Below are 20,377 nucleotides of genomic sequence, written 5' to 3'. Positions count from 1 at the left end.
CGGAGGCCTGCTTTACAGGTGAATGGCTCCCATATCCAGGCGACCGCGGTCAATCTCGCCGTGGTCGCCTTTTGGCGGGACATGGTGGACCTTCATGACCTGGTCGCCTTGCAGTGTTTCCAGGTGGATGTCGAAGCCCCACAAGCGGTGCAAGTGCTTGAGAACTTCTTCGGTGGAGTCGCCCAGGGGTTTGCGGTCATGTTGCTGGTGACGCAGGGTCAGTGAACGGTCGCCCCGGCGGTCGATGCTCCAGATCTGGATATTGGGTTCGCGATTGCCCAGGTTGTATTGCGCGGCCAAGGTTTCGCGAATGATGCGGTAGCCATTTTCGTCGTGGATGGCTGGCACCAGCAGGTCGTCTTTTTGATCGTCGTCCATGATGCTGAACAGCTTCAGGTCACGGATCACTTTGGGTGAGAGGTATTGCAGGATAAAACTCTCGTCCTTGAAGCTGCTCATGGCGAATTTGATGCTCGACAGCCAGTCGCTGCCCGCAAGGTCCGGGAACCAGTAACGATCCTCCTCGGTCGGGTGTTCGCATATGCGCCGGATATCGCAATACATCGCAAACCCAAGCGCGTAGGGGTTGATACCGCTGTAGTAAGGGCTGTCAAAGCCGGGCTGGAACACCACGCTGGTGTGGGAAATGAGGAACTCCATCATAAAGCCCTCGGTCACCAGGCCTTCGTCGTACAGGTCGTTCATCAAGGTGTAATGCCAGAAAGTCGCCCACCCCTCGTTCATCACTTGTGTTTGCCGCTGCGGATAAAAGTACTGGGCTATTTTGCGCACGATACGTACAACTTCGCGCTGCCAGGGTTCCAGAAGCGGGGCGTGTTTTTCCAGGAAGTAGAGGATGTTTTCCTGAGGCTCTTCGGGGAAACGGGCGTTGTCCTTCTCGCTGAGCTTGTCTGCGCTTTTGGGGATGGTGCGCCACAGGTCGTTGATCTGTTTTTGCAGGTGCTCTTCGCGTTCCTTTTGTCGACGGCGCTCCTCCTCGGCAGAGATCGGGTCAGGCCTTTTGTAGCGGTCCACACCGTAGTTCATCAAGGCGTGGCAGGAATCGAGCAGGTCTTCCACCGCATCGATACCGTGGCGTTCCTCACATTGCATGATGTATTGCTTGGCGAATACCAGGTAATCGATGATCGAACTGGCGTCAGTCCAGGTCCGGAACAGGTAGTTGCCCTTGAAGAAGCTGTTGTGGCCATAGCAGGCGTGGGCTACTACCAGTGCCTGCATGCAGATGGTGTTTTCTTCCATCAGATAGGCAATGCAGGGGTCTGAGTTGATAACGATTTCGTAGGCCAGACCCATCTGGCCCCGAGTGTAGGATTTTTCAGTACTAAGGAAGTGTTTGCCGTAGGACCAGTGGTGATAACCCAGCGGCATGCCCACTGATGCGTAGGCATCCATCATTTGTTCGGCGGTGATGACTTCAATCTGGTTGGGGTAAGTGTCCAGCGCATAGCGGCCAGCCAGGCGGCCGATTTCGCGGTCATACGCCTGGATCAGGTCAAAGGTCCACTCTGAGCCGGTGGAGATGGGTTGGCGCTTATTCTCTTTGGCGGTCATGTCACTAACCTGCGCTGGAAGAGTTCACGGAAGACCGGATAAATATCGCCGGCCGAGACCAGTTGCTGTTGAGCGAAGGTGTCGGAAAACGCCTCGCTGATGCGTTCGTACTCATACCAGAGCGCCTGGTGTTCGCGCGGGGTGATCTCTACATAAGTGTAGTACTGCACAAATGGCATGATCTGGTTGATCAGAATGTCGCGGCAGATGGGTGAGTCGTCGTTCCAGTTGTCTCCGTCAGAGGCTTGGGCTGCGTAGATGTTCCATTCGTTGGTGGGGTAGCGTTCGGCCATGATCTCCTGCATCAGTTTGAGTGCGCTGGAGACGATAGTGCCGCCGGTTTCCCGGGAATAGAAAAACTCCTCTTCGTCCACCTCTCGTGCGCTGGTGTGATGGCGAATAAACACTACGTCAATCTTGTCGTAGTTACGCTTCAGGAACAGGTACAGAAGGATGAAAAAGCGTTTGGCAATGTCTTTGGTGGCTTGGGTCATGGAGCCTGAAACGTCCATGAGGCAGAACATGACGGCTTTGGAGCTGGGGTTGGGCTGTTTGATCAACAGGTTGTACTTGAGGTCAAAGGTGTCGAGAAATGGCACGCGATGAATGCGGGCGCTGAGTTTCTCGATTTCGGCCTCGATGGTCTTGATATCGCCGAAGTTATCGGGCTCCTCGCGTTTTAATCGCTCCAGTTCGGCCTTGGCTTCCCGCAGTTTCGCCCGGCTGCTGCCGGACAGCGCGATGCGTCGAGCGTGAGCTGAGCGCAAGGTACGAATGATGTTGATACGAGACGGGTTGCCCTCGTTGCTGATACCGGCACGTACGGTTTTGAACGTGTCGGTGCCGGTCAGGTTGCGTTTGACCAGATTGGGCAGTTCGAGGTCTTCGAACATGAATTCGAGGAACTCTTCCTGAGTGATCTGGAACACGAATTCGTCCATGCCTTCGCCGGAATTCCCCGCTTTGCCAGGGCCGCCGCCACCTCCCGATCCACCTTGGGGCCGGGGGATATGTTCGCCGCTGGTAAACTCCTTGTTGCCGGGGTGAACCACGGTTTGCTTGCCACCACGCCCGTGATGCATCACCGGCTCATCGATATCGCGGCCAGGGATGCTGATTTGCTCGCCATGTTCCATATCCGTAATGGAGCGGCGGCCCACGGCCTCTTCTACGGCCTTTTTAATGTGGTCACGGTAGCGACGCAGAAAACGCTGACGGTTAACCGTGCTCTTGTTCTTGCCATTGAGGCGTCGGTCGATCACATAGCTCATTAGGCCCTCCGGGCAGCTTCAAGTTGTGAGCTGCAAGCTGCAAGTCCAGGCATTTACCCATGCCTTTTCCTGCAGCTTGAGGCTTGAGGCTTACAACTGCCTCACTGCGACTTGCGGACCCGCAGGTACCACTCGGAGAGCAGCCGCACTTGTTTGTCGGTATAGCCACGTTCGACCATTCGAGTAACAAAGTCGTTGTGTTTTTGCTGGTCCTCTTTGCTTGCCTTGGCGTTGAAACTGATAACCGGCAGCAGGTCTTCGGTGTTGGAGAACATTTTTTTCTCGATCACCACCCGCAGTTTCTCGTAACTGAGCCAGGTTGGATTCTTACCGTTGTTGTTCGCCCGGGCACGCAGTACGAAGTTGACGATTTCGTTGCGGAAATCTTTCGGATTGCTGATGCCGGCCGGTTTCTCGATTTTTTCCAACTCTTCGTTGAGGGCCACGCGGTTGAGGATTTCGCCGGTTTCCGGATCCCGGTATTCCTGGTCCTGAATCCAGAAGTCGGCGTAGAGCACATAACGGTCGAAGATGTTTTGCCCGTATTCGCTGTAGGACTCCAGGTAAGCGGTCTGGATTTCCTTGCCGATAAATTCGATGTAGCGCGGCGCCAGGTATTCCTTGAGGAAACGCAGGTAGCGCTCGCGGGTTTCGGCCTGGAATTGTTCCTGTTCGATCTGCTGTTCGAGCACATAAAGCAGGTGCACCGGGTTGGCGGCAATTTCGTGGGGGTCGAAGTTGAATACCTTGGACAGGATCTTGAACGCAAAACGGGTCGAAAGGCCATTCATGCCTTCGTCCACACCCGCGTTGTCACGGTACTCCTGGATGGACTTGGCTTTCGGGTCGGTGTCCTTGAGGTTCTCGCCGTCATAAACCCGCATCTTGGAATAGATGTTGGAGTTTTCCGGTTCTTTGAGGCGCGACAGTACGGTGAACTGGGCCAGCATCTTCAGGGTGTCGGGTGCGCAATGGGCTTTGGCCAGTGAGCTGTTGAACAGCAGTTTGTCGTAGATTTTCACTTCGTCACTGACACGCAGGCAGTACGGTACTTTGACGATGTAGATCCGGTCGATAAACGCTTCGTTGTTCTTGTTGTTGCGGAAGGTATGCCATTCCGATTCGTTGGAGTGGGCAAGCAGGATGCCGGTAAACGGAATCGCGCCCAAGCCTTCGGTACTGTTGTAGTTACCTTCCTGGGTAGCCGTCAGCAGTGGGTGCAGCACCTTGATGGGTGCCTTGAACATCTCGACGAACTCCATCAGGCCCTGGTTGGACCGGCACAGAGCGCCCGAGTAGCTGTAGGCGTCGGCATCGTTCTGCGGGAATTCTTCCAGTTTGCGGATATCGACCTTACCTACAAGGGCCGAAATGTCCTGGTTGTTTTCGTCACCGGGTTCGGTTTTGGCTACACCGATCTGGTTGAGGATCGACGGGTACAGTTTTACTACGCGGAACTGGCTGATATCACCGCCAAACTCGGCAAGGCGCTTGGTGGCCCACGGCGACATGATGGTGCTCAGGTAGCGTTTGGGAATGCCGAAGTCTTCTTCGAGGATCGCGCCATCTTCGGTGGCGTTGAACAGGCCCAAAGGCGACTCGAAAACCGGTGAGCCCTTGATTGCATAGAAGGGGACTTTTTCAATCAACTGTTTGAGCTTTTCGGCAAGGGATGACTTGCCGCCCCCTACCGGGCCCAGCAGGTAAAGGATTTGTTTTTTCTCTTCCAGGCCCTGTGCGGCATGGCGGAAGTAGGAAACTATCTGGTCGATGCATTCTTCCATTCCGTGGAAGTCTTCAAAGGCCGGGTAGCGGCGAATCACCTTGTTGGAGAAAATCCTCGACAGCCGGGAGTCGGTTGAGGTGTCCAGCAGTTCCGGCTCGCCAATGGCCAGCAGTAGCCGTTCTGCGGCTGAGGCGTAAGTGCTTTTGTCCTGTTTGCACAGCTCAAGATATTCCTGGAGCGTAAGCTCTTCCTGGCGTGTGGACTCGAAGCGTTGTTGGAAGTGGCTAAAAATACTCATGACGTCACCTCGCTCGATACGTGGAGTCGGCGATAGATCGGTCAGTTCGAGTGCTGGCATGCAGCAGCATTTCAGCTGCTGTGTACCCCCCAGGACACCATCAAGGTGGCTAACCCCTTGAAGTTACTACCGATGATCCATTCGCCGGTGTACCGGCTCTCCCCAGATTTGGATGGCCTGAGGTAAAGGATAGTTGGTAATACGGGAGGTCAAGGTCAGATGCGTGAATTGTTGCCTTAGACCGTTGGTCAGGCAGGCCCCAAGCCCTCTGATCACGGGGGCTGGGGCTGATAAAAATATTATTCGCCCGGGCTTTGGGCGGTTTCGTCCGGGTAAGTGGTACGCCACAACTCGAAGCCGCCATCCAGGCTGTAGACCTCGCTAAAGCCCTGGCCGACAAGATACGCCGCAGCGCTCTGGCTGGAGTTGCCGTGGTAGCAGGCCACGATCAGAGGGGCGTCGAGGTCGGCGTTGGCGATGAAATCGTGCAGCGAGTGGTTGTCCAGATGTTTTGAACCGCTGATGTGATTGGCGGCAAAAGCTTGCGGGTCACGCACGTCGACGACTACGGCGCCTTGTTCGCGCAGGGCCTGAGCCTGTTCTGGCGGGATGCGTTTGAATTCGGTCATGGGAAATTCCTGTGGCCTGAAAGCGGGCGCGGCTGGCTGGCGCCCAAGGGTTGGGAAGTTGGTGCGGAGTGTGGGGCAATGCCGGGTACGGCAAGTGTTGGATCGTCGCAATCGCAGAGCAGGCGTTGGCCGGTGTCGACATTGAGCAGGGTCATGGCGCCGCCCCAGACACAGCCGGTATCGAGTGCGAAGATGCCGGGTTCCTTGCAGTTGCCTTCCAGTGCTGCCCAATGCCCGAAGATGATCTTGAGGCCTTGGGTTTTGCGTTCTTTGTAGCTGAACCATGGAGCGAAGCCGGGCGGTGCAGTACCTACGCCTTCTTTGCTTTTCAGGTCGAGCTTGCCGTCCCGGGTGCAGAACCGCATACGGGTGAAATAGTTGGTAATAACCCGCAACCGGGTAACGCCGGTCAGTCCGTTATCCCACTTGGCCGGGTCGTTGCCGTACATGCCGTCGAGATAGGGGCCGACAAGGTTGTCATCGCGCAGCGCCTGTTCGACTTCGCTGGCGCATTTGAGGGCTTTTTTCAGCGTCCACTGGGGCGGTATTCCGGCATGCACCAGTGCAACCTCACGCTCGGCATCGTAATGCAGCAGCGGTTGCTGACGCAGCCAGTTCAACAACTCATCGCAATCGGGGGCCTGGAGAATTTCGCGCAAAGTGTCGCCTTTTTTCAGGCGTTCGATATTGCGCCCCACGGCCAGCAGGTGCAGGTCATGGTTGCCCAGTACACACACCAGCGACTCGCGCATGCGATACAGAAAGCGCAGGGTTTCCAGTGATTCGGGACCGCGGTTGACCAGGTCGCCCACCAGCCAGAGCTTGTCTTTGGTGGGGTCGAAGGCCACGCGTTCGAGCAGGCGCTTGAGCGGTTTCAAGCAGCCTTGCAAATCGCCAACGGCATACACCGCCATCAGTGCAGGGCTCCGGGTACCGCCAGGCGAAAGGGCGCAATAATGGCTTTGAACTCATGACCGTCATCGGCATGCATCAGGTAGCTGCCCTGCATGGTGCCGACTTTGGTTGTGATGACCGACCCACTGCTGTAGGTGTGCTCGCTGCCGGGATCAATCTTGGGTTGCAGTCCTACAACACCGGCGCCACGGACTTCTTCTACATGACCATCGCCGTCGGTGATTACCCAGTGCCGTGACAACAGCTTGGCAGGTATTGAACCGTTGTTGCGTACCGTGATGGTGTACGCAAAGGCAAAGCGCTGATGCTCGGGCTGTGATTGTTCTGGCAGGTAACGTGTGACGACGCTGACGTCGACCAGATAGCGGGGATCGTGCATGCGAGAGGCCTTACTTGAAAGCGAAGACACAGTTCGGGATAAAACTGATGCCTGAGTCTAGGCCAAACAGCGGGTACCCGGCTAGACGTGGCGTCTGGCCGGGTACCCGTTTTTTCTCGGCGATCAGTCGGCGGCGGGCGCCACGACCGGTTGCTCGCTGAGCTTGTCGGCCAGGCGCACGAAGGCGGCCAGGTCGAGTTGCTCCGGGCGTTTGCTGCCATCGACGCCTGCGGCTTCGATTTCAGCGTTGCTGAGCAAGGCTTTGAGGGTGTTGCGCAGGGTCTTGCGGCGCTGGTTGAAGGCTTCGCGAACCACGCGCTCAAGCAGGCGGTGGTCTTTGGCCGGATGCGGCAGCACTTCGTGGGGCACCAGACGGACAATCGCTGAATCAACTTTCGGCGGCGGGTTGAATGCACCCGGGCCTACGTTGAACAGGTGTTCGACGCGGCAGTGGTACTGAACCATGATCGACAGACGACCCCAATCACCACCGCCAGGCCCGGCGGCCATGCGCTCAACCACTTCTTTTTGCAGCATGAAGTGCATGTCGCGGATCAGCTCGGCGTTTTTCAGCAGGTGAAAAATCAGCGGCGTGGAGATGTTGTACGGCAGGTTACCAACCACGCGCAGGGTGCGAGGGGCAGCATTGAGGCTCTTGAAGTCGAACTTCAGCGCATCACCCTGGTGCAGGGTGAAGTTGCTCATGCCGGCAAACTGACGGTTGAGGATCGGCACCAGATCCTTGTCGAGCTCCACAACGTCGAGCTGGCCACCGCTGTTGAGAATGCCTTCGGTGAGGGCACCCTGGCCCGGGCCGATTTCCAGCAGGCGTTCGCCAGCCTTGGCGTTGATGGCGCGCAGGATGCGGTCGATAACCCCGGCATCGTGCAGGAAGTTCTGACCAAAGCGCTTGCGCGCCTTGTGTTGGTATTGCTCGTTCATATACGGGTCTCGGCCATCTGGTAGGCGGTTTCCAGGGCGACTTGCAGGCTGCCGGTATCGATCTTGCCACTACCCGCCAGATCCAGGGCGGTGCCGTGGTCGACAGAGGTGCGGATAATCGGCAAGCCCAGGGTGATGTTGACTGCGGCACCAAACCCTTTGTACTTGAGTACGGGCAGGCCTTGGTCGTGGTACATCGCCAGCACTGCGTCGCAGTGTTCCAGATATTTGGGGGTAAACAGAGTGTCGGCAGGCAGCGGGCCACGCAGGTCCATGCCCTCGCTGCGCAGGCGCTCCAGGGTTGGTTCGATGATGTCTGTTTCTTCGTGGCCCAAATGGCCGCCTTCACCTGCATGGGGGTTGAGCCCGCAAACCAGGATGCGCGGCCGGGCGATGCCAAATTTTTGTTTTAGATCGGCGTGCAGAATGCGGGTGACCCGCATCAGTCGCTCGGGGGTGATTGCATCGCTGACCTGACGCAGGGGCAGGTGAGTGGTGACCAGTGCCACGCGCAGTCCGCGGGTGGCAAGCATCATCACGACCTGCGGTGTATGGGTCAGGTCGGCGAGGAATTCGGTATGCCCGGAGAACGGGATGCCCGCTTCGTTGATCACGCCCTTGTGCACCGGGGCGGTGATCATGCCGGCAAAGTCGCCATCCACGCAGCCCTGGGCGGCGCGTGTGAGGGTTTGCAGCACAAAGGCTGCGTTGGCCTTGTCCAGCTTGCCGGCGGTAACCGTGGCGTTCAACGGGGTGTCCCACACGTACAGGCTGCCTGCCGGAGCCGGCTGATCGGGCCAGTTGCCCGGCTCGACCGGTAGCAGGCTGACAGCCACACCGAGCTGCGCGGCCCGCTCAAGGAGCAGGTCGCAGCTGGTGATGGCGATCAGGGGGTGTGGCTGGTGTTGCGAGGCGAGTAGCAGGCACAGGTCGGGACCTATGCCTGCCGGTTCGCCGGGTGTCAGGGCAAAACGCTGTGTGTTCACTGCGCGGCCTGGCCTGCGCTGTCAGTACCGGTTGCGCCTGGCAGCTTGATTTCAACATAGGCTTCGTCGCGGATCTGACGCAGCCAGGATTGCAGCTCTTCATCGTATTTGCGGTTACGCAGAGCGTTCATAGCCTGTTGCTCGCGCGCCTGGGTGGTGCTGTCAGTGGCACGACGGCCAAGGACTTCCAGAACATGCCAGCCGTATTGGGTCTTGAACGGCTTGGACAGCACACCTTGCGGAGTGTCGGCCATGGCTTCGCGGAACTCGGGCACCAGCGAATTCGGGTCAACCCAGTTCAGGTCGCCGCCGTTGAGGGCGGAGCCCGGATCTTCCGAGTAAGTCTTGGCCAGGGTGGCAAAGTCTTCGCCCGACGTAATGCGGTCGTAGATTTTGGCTGCCAGTTCCTTGGTTTGCGCTTCAGTACGAATTTCGCTTGGCTTGATCAGGATATGACGGACATGAACTTCGTCCACCACCACTGATCCACCGCCGCGTTTCGCGTTCAGCTTGAGGATGATGAAGCCGCCTGGCGTGCGCACTGGAGGTGTAACGTCGCCTACAGGCATCTCACTGAGCATGCGGTCGAAAGGGGGAGGCAGTTGAGCAGCTTTACGCCAGCCCATGTCGCCACCTTCCAGTGCCGTGTCGCTGCCGGAGCGGGCGATGGCCATTTGGGCAAAGTCAGCGCCCTGTTTGAGCTTGTTGTAGACCTCTTCAGCTTGCTTTGCCGCGTTCTGGATGGCTTCCGAGCTCGCGCTTTCAGGCGTCGGGATCAGGATATTGGCCAGGTGGAACTCTTCGGACATCTGCAATTTGCCCAGGTCCGAGGCCAGGAAGTTTTTCACTTCCTGATCCGTGACCTGAATGCGCTCAGCCACGCGGCGTTGACGCACACGGCTGATGATCATCTCGCGACGCACCTGTTCACGGGCATCTTCATACGACAGACCGTCGTGGGCCAGGGCCTGACGGAATTGCTCGATGGTCATGTTGTTGCGCTGGGCAATGGTGCCGATAGCCTGGTTCAGTTCTTCGTCCGTGATGCGAATGCCTGAACGCTCGCCGATCTGCAGTTGCAGGTTTTCGACGATCAGGCGCTCAAGCACTTGCTGATCCAGAACACTGGCAGGCGGTACACCCTGGCCACGCTTGGCGATGGTTTGCTGAACTTCGTGGACACGCTGGTCCAGTTGGCTCTGCATGATCACGTCGTTGTCGACGATGGCCACCACTTTATCCAGGGGCTGTACTGCAGCGCTGGCTGCAGTACCCAGGAACAACGCGCCCAGCATTAGCGGGCGCAGACACTCAGAAAGCTTGATCTTCACGTTCACGATAACCTTGGATGCCTTTGTCGAGGAAGCTCTCTACTTTGGTGCCAACAACGCCACCGAGACCTTTCAGCACAACTTGGAGGAAGAGACCATGGTCGCCCTTCTCGTTTTGAGGGGCTTCCTGGGTGTACTCGTCGTTGGATACCCAGTAACGGCTGATCAGACGAAGCTTCCAGCAGCAGTTGTCGTACTCGAAGCCACCGAAAGCTTCCAGGGTACGGTTGCGGTTGTAGTCGTACTGCCAGCGGCTGATGGCGTTCCATTGCGGCACGATCGGCCAGATAACCGAGAAGTCGTGCTGCTGGATTTTGTAGTAATCCTTGATGTAACCCGGTTGGCCAGGGGTGCCGTAGTCACCACCGCCCACTACCCATTTACCGGTGTACTGGTCGTAGCGAACCTGGTCGTTGCGGTAGCGATAGCCGACGTTGACCACCTTGTTCGGGTTGTCTTCAGGCTGGTAGTGCATCATCGCACTGCCTGAGCGCGGGCTGTGGCTTTCCGGGTCCCAGTTGTAGTCAGCGGTTGCACGCCAGTCGCGGTTGAAGCGATAGGCGTATTCCAGTGCATACGGAGACATGCCGGCAGTCGCATCGGCACGGTCAGCATCAATACCTGGCAACTGAACTTTGCGATCCTTGAAGTAGTAGGCCTGGCCCACGCTGATGCGTTGACGTTCAAAGCCGTTGTCTTCGATCAGGCGGCTGGTCAGACCCAGCGACAGCTTGTTCTCGTCGCCTACACGGTCAGTACCGGTAAAGCGGTTGTCACGCCACAGCGAGGAATAGCTGAAGGTGCTTTCGCTGGTGTCGAAGATCGGGATGTCATCCTGATTGCGTTCCGGCACATACAGGTAGAACGCCCGCGGCTCCAGGGTCTGGCGGTAGTCGGTGCCGAACCAGTTGGTGTTGCGGTCGAAGTACAGGCCGCTGTCAACGCTGGCGATTGGCACGCTGCGGTTGACCGAGCTGTCGAACTTGCCACCAGCACTGGTCAACTGAGTCTTGCCGGTGCCATCCAGATCCAGATCGTACTGGGTGTACATGTACTTCAGGGACGGCGTCAGGAAGCCATAGCTCCAGTTCAGCGGCAGGCTGACACTTGGGGCAAGGTTCATGCGTGTGCCGTTGGCACGGGCCAGGCCGGTCACGTTGGTATCCAGACGATTGGCGGTGGTGCCGTCCTCGTTGGTGTACTGGCCGTTTTCCAGGCTGCGGTCAAACCGTACCAGCTCGGTGTTGTAGGCGAAGTTCAGACCACCCGGATGATTTGGCAGCATGCCATCGAGGGTAAGTTGCGGCAGCTTGTCGTAAGGCGTGATCTGGGTAACGGTGGCCAGTTGATAGGCCTGCACGTTCAGTTTGGCGGTGTAGTCATCGCCACGGTAGCTGACGGCGCCTTGCTGGTTCAGGAAGTCACGGCTTTCAACGCCGATCTGGTCACTTTCCAGGTCCTGGAAGTAATACGGATCGCTGATTTTGGTGTAGTCGACTTCGGTCAGTACACGGGAGTCGAGACCACCCTTGTGCTGCCAGTTAAGCATGTAGCGCTTGTCGGTGTAGTCGGTCTGGCGCTTGCGGTCGTCGTTGTCGTCGTTGAGGTACGCGGCACCGAACTGGCCTTCGCTCGATTCGGTCAGGTAGCGGAACTCGCCTTCCATCAACAGGCCGCGCTTGGTCATGTAGCGTGGGTACAACGTGGCATCGTAGTTGGGTGCCAGGTTGAAGTAGTACGGGGTCACGAGCATAAAGCCGGTGTCGGTGCTGCTGCTGAAGGACGGCGGCAGGAAACCGGACTGGCGGCGATCGTCGATCGGGAAATAGATGTACGGGGTGTAGAACACCGGAATGTCCTTGACCCGCAGCGTCACGTTGGTGGCCGTACCGAAACCGGTGGCCGGGTTCAACGTGATGTTATTGCCCTTGAGCTGCCAGGCGTTGCTGTTTGGCTCGCAGGTGGTGTAGGTACCATCCTTGAGGCGGATGATCGAGTCTTCGGCACGCTTGGCATACAGCGCACTGCCGCGGATGCGCGACTTGTGCAGCACATATTCGGCGTTGTCGACCTTGGCCGCACCCGTGTCCAGTTGCACATCGGCGTGGTCGCCGACGATCAGTGCGCCGTTGTCACGCAGGCGCACCTTGCCGTTGAGCTCGCCACGGCTTTCAGCCTGGTACAGGCTGGCTTCGTCGGCTTCGATCTGCATGCTGCCCTGGCGCATGACTACGTCACCGGCCAGGGTCGCAACCTGCTCTTCCTGCTCATAGCGGGAGGCTTTGGCGCCGATAAAGGTCGGGGCGTCGCTTTTGCTGGTGGGGTCGTTCATGCCCGGACGGATGGGCTCTACGTACGAACCGGAGCAGTACGGGCCGGTTTCGGCCAACTGCGCAGCGGTCAGCTTGTCCCGGGGCACCCAGTCGAGGTGACTGTAATCGTCACTGCGCGCCTTGAGCCCACGGCCTTTGGCCTCGGTGACCAGCGGGGCCTGTTTGGCCTGCTCGCTGGTTTCACCGCTGGCACCCACAGACCCGTCACCGTGCGCAGGACGCGGTGGCAGTTGCGCCACGTTGGTTTTTGGTGCGCAATCCCAGCCCCCCGTAGCCGACACGGAACAGTCATACTGCTCCTCGGCAAACGCGAACGGCGTGGCGAGAGGTTGCATGGCCAGCAAACTGCCGGTTACCAGCAACGGAAATTTTTTACGAAACGCGGGGGATTTCAATGCCATCTTATTAGTCCGGGCTTCCTGCGTGCCATCAGCCCGCGGTGGGGGACCGCACGCCTATCGATGGTCTGGAAAAGATTCTGGATAATAAAGCATGACCCGCTTGACGGCTAGCGCCGTCGGAGACCCTTGTAATGCCTGACCAAGATGTACGCCTGCAACACCTGAAAGTTTGGCTGGATGAGCAGCTGGCAACCGTGTTCGAGAATGAGGGTTGGGGAGCTGTGCCCCCGGCCACGTTGACTGCTGCCAGTAGCGATGCGAGCTTCAGACGCTATTTTCGCTGGGAGGGCGAGGGCCGCAGTTTTGTTGTCATGGACGCGCCGCCGCCCCAGGAAAACTGCAAACCTTTCGTCGATATTGCTGATTTTTTGCGAACTTGCCTGATTAACGTACCGAAAATTTACGCTCAGGATCTTGATCGCGGCTTTCTATTGCTCAACGATCTGGGCAACAAGACCTTCCTGGACGTGATCAACAGCAGCAACGCCGACGAGTTGTTCAAGGATGCCATTGAAGCCTTGCTGGCCTTTCAGCAATTGCCGATGACCGAGCCTTTGCCCAGCTATGACGTGGCCTTGTTGCGTCGCGAGCTGGAGCTGTTCCCCGAGTGGTACGTGCGAGCTCACCTGGGGGTGGATTTCAATGAGCAGCAACAGGCCGTCTGGCAACGAGTCAGTACGCTGCTGATCGACAGTGCCCTGGCGCAGCCCAAAGTGCTGGTGCACCGCGACTTTATGCCGCGCAACCTGATGCTCAGCATTCCCAATCCTGGGGTGCTGGATTTCCAGGACGCAGTGTATGGCCCGGTGACGTACGACATTACGTGCCTGTTCAAGGACGCCTTCTTGAGCTGGCCTGAAGAGCGTGTGCGCAACTGGCTGCAGGATTACTGGAAGCTGGCGCTGCCGTTGGGCATCCCGGTGCAGCGCGATTTTGAAGAATTCTTGCGCGCCAGCGACCTGATGGGTGTGCAGCGGCATTTGAAAGTGATCGGCATTTTTGCCCGCATTTGTCATCGCGATGGTAAACCACGCTATCTGGCCGATGTACCGCGCTTCTTCTCTTATATAGAAGCTGTGCTGGCGCGACGTCCCGAGCTGGCAGAGCTGGGTGAGTTGTTCAGCAGCCTGGGGCTGGTCAGCGAGGTCGATGCATGAAAGCGATGATTCTGGCCGCCGGTAAGGGCGAGCGCTTGCGGCCACTGACCCTGCATACACCAAAGCCCTTGGTGCGTGTGGGTGGCGTGCCGTTGATCGAGTACCACTTGCGGGCGCTGGCCGCGGCAGGTTTTACCGACATTGTGATCAACCATGCCTGGCTGGGTCAGCAAATTGAAGATCATCTGGGCGACGGTTCGCAGTTTGGTGTCAGCATCCAGTACTCCCCGGAAGGCGAACCGCTAGAGACCGGTGGCGGAATTTTCCAGGCGCTGGCGTTGCTTGGCGATGAACCCTTTGCCGTGGTGAACGGTGATATCTGGACCGATTACGAGTTTGCTGCCTTGCGTCAGCCGTTGACCGGGCTGGCTCATCTGGTTCTTGTGGATAACCCGGCACACCACACGAGCGGTGATTTCAGCTTGAGCGGCGGACAGGTTCAAGATGGCATGTCGGGTGCCGATACGCTGACCTACAGCGGTATCGCCGTGCTTCACCCCGATCTGTTCAGGGGCTGTACGGCGGGTGCATTCAAACTGGCACCGCTATTACGTAACGCCATGGCGGCAGGGCTAGTGACAGGTGAGCGATTGCAAGGGCATTGGGTGGATGTAGGGACGCACGAGCGCCTGGCCGAGGTCGAGTCGTTGATCAAGGACGCGCGCTAGAATGTTGTGGCCAGGGACTCTGCTCGGAGCCGGAGCAGGCTTTTTCATAGCCAGTATTCCGGGGGCCATGCTCGGTGCTTTACTGGGGCAGGCGCTCGACCGGCGCTTGCAACTGCACAGTTGGGCCGATCTGCTTGAGCGTTTTGGTGCCCGGCCGGTGCTGCGCAACGATGAGTTGTTGTTTGTGTTGCTCGGTCGTCTGGCCAAAAGCGGCGGACAGGTGGTGGGCAAGCATATCGAGCAGGCGCGGCTGGAAATGCGTCAGCTCGATATGGAGCCTGCAGCGCAAAAGCGTGCCATTGCCGCGTTCAACCGTGGCAAATCCGGTACTGATTCGCTGCGCGGTTACCTGAAACGGCTCAAGGCTCAGCCTCATGCGGCAGAAGGTGTATTGCGTGCCTGCTGGCGAATGATCCTGGCCGATGGCCGGGTGGCTCCCCAGGAACGTGAGCTGATAGTGCTTTGGGGGGGCTGGCTGGGCTGGACCCGCCAACAGGTTCTGGTGTTGGGTGGCGAACATGAGCCTCAGCCCAAACCGCTGGCGACCCGTGGCGGTACCTACCGGCAAGCGCTGCTTCTGCTGGGGGTGACCGAGGCCAGTGATCCTGAGCAAATCAAGCGAGCCTATCGGCGCCTGCTCAGTCGTCATCACCCGGACAAGGTTGCCGGCAGCGGTGCGGGCCCGGCGCAGGTGCGCGAGGCCACGGAAAAAACCCGTGAACTGCACCAGGCCTACGCCTCGATCCGTGAGCGGCGTGGTTTTTAGCGCAGTTTACTTATCCACAGGTTGCGGGCTGAGCCAGCCGCGTACACGGCGAAACAACTGCTCCTGTTCACCATCCCGGTTGCCCGGGGTGGCGAACAATCCGACCTGCTTGAAATTCGACCCGTTGGCTCGCTTGCTGGCCTGCAATCTTTGCAGGGCGGCTTCGCGGGCCAGGGGTTGGTCTTTATAGAAGATATCCAGCAGCGCCACGTTGAGGGCCGGGGTCAACTGGCTCAGGTCCGGCTCTGCCAACACAGGTTTGCGGGCAGACACCATGATCAGTTTCTGGATCTGGGCAGGATGCTTGGTACTGATATAACGCGACGCCCAGTAGGCCCCGGAACCATGGCCGAGCAGAACGATAGTGCGCATGTTCTGGTGCTGGGCAAAGGCAATCGCTGCATCAATACGGGCGAAGATGCGCTCGGCATCGGCCTTGTCCAGGTCTTGCCCGGTTTGAGCCGCTTCGGATTCCGTGCTTTCGGTGCCGTCACTGGCGGCCTGCTCGATGGGTTTGGCCGTGGTGGTGGCTGCCTTGCTGCTACTGTCTGTCGCAATTGCAGCAGGAGGTTTCTCTGGTTCGGCTTCGCGCGGCTGGCTGGCTTCGCTTTGCATGTCCGGCAGACTCAGGCTCAGGCTGGCCCAGTTGGCGTCCGGCAGCTTGTTGCGCAGAGGGCTGACGGTCAGTGGCCAGTCAGCGGTTTCACCGGCTCCGGGGATGATGATGACCGCACCCTCGGGGGCGCTGCTGTTTGCGGGCTTCCACAGGGCGAGAAAACTGTCATTGGGTGCTTGCAGTTGTTGTTGCTCATGTTGCGGCAATTGCCGCTCAAGGGCCGCCGCATCTTCCTGACTGCGCTCGGGCAGGGGCGCGCGAACTGCGGGTTCTGGCTCGACTTGGGGCTTGGTATCGGCTGCAAGCACTGGCAGGGCGAACGGCAATATCAGCGACAGGCACAAAGCCGGTAGTGCCAGACGATAAGAAAACATCGGTTATTCCAGGCCAGAAGTAGTACCGGCAGCGTAATGGGTTGATCAGTATTTGTCAGGGTATGACGGTTGAGATGAAATGTTTTTGCTCTCTGTGAGTTATCGGCTCCTGCTGTGGTTGCGTGGGCGTAGCGAGAAAATGCGTACAGTTCGGGTCTAGATCCAGCAGGCATCCCACAGGGGGTAATCACCGATCCGCGAGGTCAGTTGAGAGCGGATCGGGTTTTTGATGATGTAGCGGGCGATGTTTTTAATGTCCTCTTCCTGTCTGACAGCCCTGTCGTGATAGCCCCTTTGCCAGATTCGCTCACTGGATCGGCATGCTTGATTGACCGTAATGCTGCTGCGTGACTTGAATCGGCACATCAACTCGCCCAGGGTTTTGGTACGTAACTCTACGAGCCAGTGGCAGTGGTCAGGCATGACCACCCAGGCGATGGACCTGACGATGCCGTCGTCGTGAGCATGCCGGAGTTGGTTCACCACAAGACGGCCTAGATGGAAGTCGGTAAATACGGGTCGCCGTAGCTCGGTGACGGCGGTGAGCAGGTATATGTGGCCAGGTTCGGAGTAGCGCCCGGTGCGCAGGTGACAAGCGTTGTTTGAAATTGGCAATCCTTTGCCCTCGGTCTGTTTTTTTCTAACGCTAGATCAGCCATCGGCAAGTATCAAAGTGAACACTTAACCGGATATTGCACTTTGCGTAGCAGCTGCCGAAGGAACGAGGCTGCGTTCGGCGGCGAAGCCGTCGTAAAAACAGGCAACACGGTGTGTCATCTAAAACCGGGGTTGAGGGTTTACGGTCGCTGCGCAACCGAACGCAGCCTCGTTCCTTCGGCAGCTGCTACAAATGGCCAATCATCGCTGCTACGGTGTGCGGCACATAGCCAGCGGTATACAATGCGCGCCACCGTGTTTAGCCCACTAAAAGGTGCGTCATGCAGCCCTTCGCTATTGCCCCATCGATTCTTTCCGCCGATTTCGCCCGTCTCGGCGAAGAAGTGGACAACGTACTCGCCGCGGGTGCTGATATCGTTCACTTCGATGTCATGGACAACCATTACGTACCCAACCTGACCATCGGCCCGATGGTCTGCGCCGCCCTGCGCAAGTACGGCGTCACCGCACCGATTGATGCGCATCTGATGGTCAGCCCGGTCGATCGCATCATCGGCGACTTTATCGAAGCCGGCGCCACCTATATCACCTTCCACCCCGAAGCGACCCAGCACATCGACCGCTCCCTGCAACTGATCCGCGAAGGCGGCTGCAAGGCAGGTCTGGTGTTCAACCCGGCCACCCCGCTGGATGTGCTCAAGTACGTGATGGACAAGGTCGACATGATCTTGCTGATGAGCGTGAACCCGGGCTTTGGCGGGCAAAAATTCATTCCCGGCACGCTCAACAAACTGCGCGAAGCCCGTGCCCTGATCGATGCCAGCGGTCGCGAGATTCGCCTGGAAATCGACGGCGGCGTAAACGTTGGCAATATCCGTGAAATCGCTGAAGCCGGTGCCGATACCTTTGTCGCCGGCTCCGCCATTTTCAACACGCCAAACTATGAAGAAGTGATTCAGAAAATGCGTGCCGAGCTTGCGTTGGCCCGCCCATGAGCCGCTTTGAGCAGCTACTCCAGGGGCAGCTGCCAAAATTGGTGATGTTCGATCTGGATGGCACCCTGATTGATTCGGTACCGGATTTGGCCGTTGCCGTGGAGGCCATGCTGCTCAAGCTCGGTCGTCCGCCCGCCGGGAGTGAAAACGTACGGCTGTGGATCGGTAACGGCGCGCCCATGCTGGTGCGCCGTGCCCTGGCCGGGAATATGGACGGCAGTGGTGTTGATGACACAGAGGCCGAACAGGCACTGGAAATTTTCATGGAAGCCTACGACGGTGGCCATGCACACACCAAGGTCTACCCCGGTGTGCGTGAAAGCCTCAAGTGGCTGCAAAAGCAGGGTGTTGAAATGGCCCTGATCACCAACAAGCCCGAACGCTTCGTGGCGCCATTACTGGATGAGTTGAAACTGGGACGGTTTTTTCGCTGGATTATCGGTGGCGACACCCTGCCACAGACAAAACCCGACCCTGCCGCCTTACTGTTTGTAATGAAAATGGCTGGCGCCACTCCCGCGCAATCGATATTTGTCGGCGATTCGCGAAATGACGTGCTGGCCGCCAAGGCTGCCGGCGTTCGTTGCGTAGCGCTGAGTTACGGCTACAACCACGGTCGCCCGATTGAAGAAGAGTCACCGGATATGGTGATTGGTAACCTGCAAGAGCTGATAGCCGGTTGCTTAGAATCTGCGCCTGAGATAACGTTGGGCAATTCTGTTTCCCCCTCTCGAAGAGATTCCATCGTGGTGGTCACCCGCAAACTCTGGATGAAAGTCATCAAGGCCCTGGCCCGCTGGCGTTGGCGCGCCTGACTTGAATCTGGCCGCGCAGTCGGCACGTTTGCATACCTGACCGTTTTACCCTCAGACCACGAGGCACCTCATGATCCGCGAAGAATTCCTGCGTTTGGCCGCTGCCGGCTATAACCGTATCCCCCTTGCACGCGAAACCCTGGCTGACTTCGACACGCCGTTGTCGATCTACCTGAAGCTGGCCGATCAGCCCAACTCCTATTTGCTGGAGTCGGTGCAGGGCGGCGAGAAGTGGGGGCGTTATTCGATTATTGGCTTGCCATGCCGCACTGTGTTGCGTGTGCATGATCATCAGGTCAGCGTGACCCATGACGGTGTCGAGATCGAAGCCTGTGAGGTTGAGGATCCACTGACCTTCGTCGAGCAGTTCAAGGCCCGTTACAACGTGCCGACCATCGCCGGCTTACCGCGTTTCAACGGTGGCCTGGTGGGCTATTTCGGCTATGACTGCGTACGTTATGTGGAGAAACGCCTGGGCAAGTGCCCGAACCCCGATCCTCTGGGTGTGCCGGATATTTTGCTGATGGTATCGGACGCCGTGGTGGTGTTCGACAACCTGGCGGGCAAGATGCACGCGATTGTGCTGGTCGACCCGGCTCAGCCTGAGGCTTATGAAGAAGGCCAGGCCCGGCTTGAGGCGCTGCTTGAACAACTGCGTCAACCGATTACCCCGCGTCGCGGCCTGGACTTTACAGCGCAGCAGTCGGCTGACCCGGTGTTTCGCTCCAGCTTCACCCAGGGCGATTACGAGAAAGCCGTCGATACCATCAAGGACTACATCCTTGCGGGCGATTGCATGCAGGTAGTGCCCTCGCAGCGAATGTCCATCGACTTCAAGGCTGCGCCCATCGACCTGTATCGCGCTCTGCGCTGCTTCAACCCTACGCCGTATATGTACTTCTTCAACTTTGGCGACTTCCATGTTGTGGGCAGCTCGCCGGAAGTGCTGGTACGGGTTGAAGACAATCTGATTACCGTACGCCCGATTGCCGGCACGCGTCCGCGTGGCGCAACCGAAGAGGCTGATCTGGCGCTTGAAGAAGACCTGCTCAGTGATGACAAGGAAATCGCCGAGCACCTGATGCTGATCGACCTGGGCCGTAATGACACGGGTCGTGTATCTGAAGTCGGTTCGGTCAAGCTCACCGAGAAAATGGTGATTGAGCGTTATTCCAACGTCATGCACATTGTGTCCAACGTCACCGGCCAGCTTAAAAGCGGGCTGACAGCGATGGATGCACTGCGGGCGATTCTGCCGGCGGGTACGTTGTCTGGCGCACCGAAAATTCGTGCGATGGAAATCATCGACGAACTGGAACCGGTCAAGCGCGGTGTGTATGGCGGGGCTGTGGGTTACTTCGCCTGGAACGGCAATATGGATACAGCGATTGCGATCCGTACTGCAGTGATCAAGGACGGAGAGCTGCATGTGCAGGCCGGTGGCGGCATTGTTGCTGATTCGGTCCCGGCCCTGGAATGGGAAGAAACGCTGAACAAGCGCCGAGCAATGTTCCGTGCCGTGGCCCTGGCCGAGCACACCCCGCGGGATTAAAAACCTGCAACCGGCCTTGTGGGAGCGAGC

General features: G+C 58.2%; 18 protein-coding genes. 6 read left to right on the top strand and 12 right to left on the bottom strand.

What is annotated here, in order from left to right:
- Positions 1-12: 12 nt before the first annotated feature.
- The 10 genes from EQV96_RS14395 to EQV96_RS14350 all read right to left on the bottom strand — a co-directional run bounded on the left by EQV96_RS14395 (position 13) and on the right by EQV96_RS14350 (position 12,786).
- Positions 13-1,575 carry a SpoVR family protein gene (locus EQV96_RS14395; protein WP_094999931.1) on the bottom strand — a complete coding sequence of 521 codons (1,563 nt, stop codon included), beginning with the start codon at positions 1,573-1,575 and terminating at the stop codon, positions 13-15.
- Entirely contained in the window at positions 1,572-2,846 is a 1,275-nt protein-coding gene (locus EQV96_RS14390) for a YeaH/YhbH family protein (RefSeq protein ID WP_094999932.1), read from the bottom strand. The genes EQV96_RS14395 and EQV96_RS14390 overlap by 4 nt, the downstream gene beginning before the upstream one ends.
- A gap of 101 nt (positions 2,847-2,947) precedes the next feature.
- Positions 2,948-4,870 (bottom strand): PrkA family serine protein kinase, encoded by a 1,923-nt coding sequence (locus tag EQV96_RS14385; protein WP_016782433.1) that lies wholly within the window; start codon positions 4,868-4,870, stop codon positions 2,948-2,950.
- 299 nt (positions 4,871-5,169) lie between these two features.
- Positions 5,170-5,499, bottom strand: a complete 330-nt coding sequence (gene glpE, locus EQV96_RS14380; RefSeq protein ID WP_094999933.1) for a thiosulfate sulfurtransferase GlpE — start codon at positions 5,497-5,499, stop codon at positions 5,170-5,172.
- Positions 5,496-6,413, bottom strand: a complete 918-nt coding sequence (locus EQV96_RS14375) for a symmetrical bis(5'-nucleosyl)-tetraphosphatase (RefSeq protein WP_094999934.1) — start codon at positions 6,411-6,413, stop codon at positions 5,496-5,498. Before EQV96_RS14375 ends, glpE begins: the two co-directional genes overlap by 4 nt.
- Positions 6,413-6,793, bottom strand: coding sequence for a Co2+/Mg2+ efflux protein ApaG (gene apaG, locus EQV96_RS14370; protein ID WP_094999935.1), 381 nt, complete (start codon positions 6,791-6,793; stop codon positions 6,413-6,415). Before apaG ends, EQV96_RS14375 begins: the two co-directional genes overlap by 1 nt.
- A 123-nt stretch (positions 6,794-6,916) precedes the next feature.
- Entirely contained in the window at positions 6,917-7,735 is an 819-nt protein-coding gene (rsmA, locus tag EQV96_RS14365; protein ID WP_094999936.1) for a 16S rRNA (adenine(1518)-N(6)/adenine(1519)-N(6))-dimethyltransferase RsmA, read from the bottom strand.
- Positions 7,732-8,721, bottom strand: coding sequence for a 4-hydroxythreonine-4-phosphate dehydrogenase PdxA (gene pdxA, locus EQV96_RS14360; protein WP_094999937.1), 990 nt, complete (start codon positions 8,719-8,721; stop codon positions 7,732-7,734). The genes rsmA and pdxA overlap by 4 nt, the downstream gene beginning before the upstream one ends.
- Positions 8,718-10,058, bottom strand: coding sequence for a peptidylprolyl isomerase SurA (gene surA, locus EQV96_RS14355; RefSeq protein WP_169916416.1), 1,341 nt, complete (start codon positions 10,056-10,058; stop codon positions 8,718-8,720). The genes pdxA and surA overlap by 4 nt, the downstream gene beginning before the upstream one ends.
- Positions 10,033-12,786: an LPS-assembly protein LptD gene (locus EQV96_RS14350; protein WP_150629056.1), complete on the bottom strand. Its 2,754-nt coding sequence runs from the start codon at positions 12,784-12,786 to the stop codon at positions 10,033-10,035. The genes surA and EQV96_RS14350 overlap by 26 nt, the downstream gene beginning before the upstream one ends.
- Before the next feature lie 131 nt (positions 12,787-12,917).
- On the opposite strand from EQV96_RS14350, the gene EQV96_RS14345 reads away from it, so the two are divergent.
- The 3 genes from EQV96_RS14345 to EQV96_RS14335 are packed head-to-tail and all read left to right on the top strand — an operon-like array spanning position 12,918 to position 15,377.
- Positions 12,918-13,943, top strand: coding sequence for a phosphotransferase (locus EQV96_RS14345; RefSeq protein WP_094999940.1), 1,026 nt, complete (start codon positions 12,918-12,920; stop codon positions 13,941-13,943).
- Positions 13,940-14,611: an N-acetylmuramate alpha-1-phosphate uridylyltransferase MurU gene (gene murU, locus EQV96_RS14340; RefSeq protein ID WP_095019501.1), complete on the top strand. Its 672-nt coding sequence runs from the start codon at positions 13,940-13,942 to the stop codon at positions 14,609-14,611. Before EQV96_RS14345 ends, murU begins: the two co-directional genes overlap by 4 nt.
- A gap of 1 nt (position 14,612) precedes the next feature.
- Entirely contained in the window at positions 14,613-15,377 is a 765-nt protein-coding gene (locus EQV96_RS14335; RefSeq protein WP_240882146.1) for a DnaJ domain-containing protein, read from the top strand.
- Positions 15,378-15,383: 6 nt separating this feature from the next.
- Here the strand turns inward: EQV96_RS14335 and EQV96_RS14330 are convergent, their stop codons facing one another.
- Both EQV96_RS14330 and EQV96_RS14325 read right to left on the bottom strand, forming a co-directional pair.
- The gene (locus EQV96_RS14330) at positions 15,384-16,367 is read right to left on the bottom strand and encodes an alpha/beta hydrolase family protein (RefSeq protein WP_130872129.1); all 984 of its coding nucleotides are present in this window, start codon (positions 16,365-16,367) and stop codon (positions 15,384-15,386) included.
- 156 nt (positions 16,368-16,523) lie between these two features.
- Positions 16,524-16,982 (bottom strand): transposase, encoded by a 459-nt coding sequence (locus EQV96_RS14325; RefSeq protein WP_094999944.1) that lies wholly within the window; start codon positions 16,980-16,982, stop codon positions 16,524-16,526.
- A 323-nt stretch (positions 16,983-17,305) separates the two neighbouring features.
- Here EQV96_RS14325 and rpe point away from each other — a divergent pair, with 323 nt between their 5' ends.
- The 3 genes from rpe to trpE all read left to right on the top strand — a co-directional run bounded on the left by rpe (position 17,306) and on the right by trpE (position 20,347).
- The gene (rpe, locus tag EQV96_RS14320; RefSeq protein WP_016782414.1) at positions 17,306-17,980 is read left to right on the top strand and encodes a ribulose-phosphate 3-epimerase; all 675 of its coding nucleotides are present in this window, start codon (positions 17,306-17,308) and stop codon (positions 17,978-17,980) included.
- Entirely contained in the window at positions 17,977-18,795 is an 819-nt protein-coding gene (locus tag EQV96_RS14315) for a phosphoglycolate phosphatase (protein ID WP_169916414.1), read from the top strand. The genes rpe and EQV96_RS14315 overlap by 4 nt, the downstream gene beginning before the upstream one ends.
- Positions 18,796-18,865: 70 nt before the next feature.
- Positions 18,866-20,347 (top strand): anthranilate synthase component I, encoded by a 1,482-nt coding sequence (gene trpE, locus EQV96_RS14310; RefSeq protein ID WP_095019503.1) that lies wholly within the window; start codon positions 18,866-18,868, stop codon positions 20,345-20,347.
- The last annotated feature ends 30 nt before the right edge of the window (positions 20,348-20,377 follow it).

It is taken from the genome of Pseudomonas sp. TMW22080, assembly GCF_022496745.1.
GTDB lineage: Bacteria > Pseudomonadota > Gammaproteobacteria > Pseudomonadales > Pseudomonadaceae > Aquipseudomonas > Aquipseudomonas bubulae.
Note: the sequence above shows the minus strand (reverse complement) of the source record. Positions and strands in the feature narration are given on the sequence as shown.

What these genes read in the sequence shown, in the direction of transcription:
- EQV96_RS14395 (WP_094999931.1), bottom strand. Translation starts at nt 1,575, where the DNA reads ATGACCGCCAAAGAGAATAAGCGCCAACCCATCTCCACCGGCTCAGAG.
- EQV96_RS14390 (WP_094999932.1), bottom strand. Translation starts at nt 2,846, where the DNA reads ATGAGCTATGTGATCGACCGACGCCTCAATGGCAAGAACAAGAGCACG.
- EQV96_RS14385 (WP_016782433.1), bottom strand. Translation starts at nt 4,870, where the DNA reads ATGAGTATTTTTAGCCACTTCCAACAACGCTTCGAGTCCACACGCCAG.
- glpE (WP_094999933.1), bottom strand. Translation starts at nt 5,499, where the DNA reads ATGACCGAATTCAAACGCATCCCGCCAGAACAGGCTCAGGCCCTGCGC.
- EQV96_RS14375 (WP_094999934.1), bottom strand. Translation starts at nt 6,413, where the DNA reads ATGGCGGTGTATGCCGTTGGCGATTTGCAAGGCTGCTTGAAACCGCTC.
- apaG (WP_094999935.1), bottom strand. Translation starts at nt 6,793, where the DNA reads ATGCACGATCCCCGCTATCTGGTCGACGTCAGCGTCGTCACACGTTAC.
- rsmA (WP_094999936.1), bottom strand. Translation starts at nt 7,735, where the DNA reads ATGAACGAGCAATACCAACACAAGGCGCGCAAGCGCTTTGGTCAGAAC.
- EQV96_RS14350 (WP_150629056.1), bottom strand. Translation starts at nt 12,786, where the DNA reads ATGGCATTGAAATCCCCCGCGTTTCGTAAAAAATTTCCGTTGCTGGTA.
- EQV96_RS14345 (WP_094999940.1), top strand. Translation starts at nt 12,918, where the DNA reads ATGCCTGACCAAGATGTACGCCTGCAACACCTGAAAGTTTGGCTGGAT.
- murU (WP_095019501.1), top strand. Translation starts at nt 13,940, where the DNA reads ATGAAAGCGATGATTCTGGCCGCCGGTAAGGGCGAGCGCTTGCGGCCA.
- EQV96_RS14335 (WP_240882146.1), top strand. Translation starts at nt 14,613, where the DNA reads ATGTTGTGGCCAGGGACTCTGCTCGGAGCCGGAGCAGGCTTTTTCATA.
- EQV96_RS14330 (WP_130872129.1), bottom strand. Translation starts at nt 16,367, where the DNA reads ATGTTTTCTTATCGTCTGGCACTACCGGCTTTGTGCCTGTCGCTGATA.
- rpe (WP_016782414.1), top strand. Translation starts at nt 17,306, where the DNA reads ATGCAGCCCTTCGCTATTGCCCCATCGATTCTTTCCGCCGATTTCGCC.
- EQV96_RS14315 (WP_169916414.1), top strand. Translation starts at nt 17,977, where the DNA reads ATGAGCCGCTTTGAGCAGCTACTCCAGGGGCAGCTGCCAAAATTGGTG.
- trpE (WP_095019503.1), top strand. Translation starts at nt 18,866, where the DNA reads ATGATCCGCGAAGAATTCCTGCGTTTGGCCGCTGCCGGCTATAACCGT.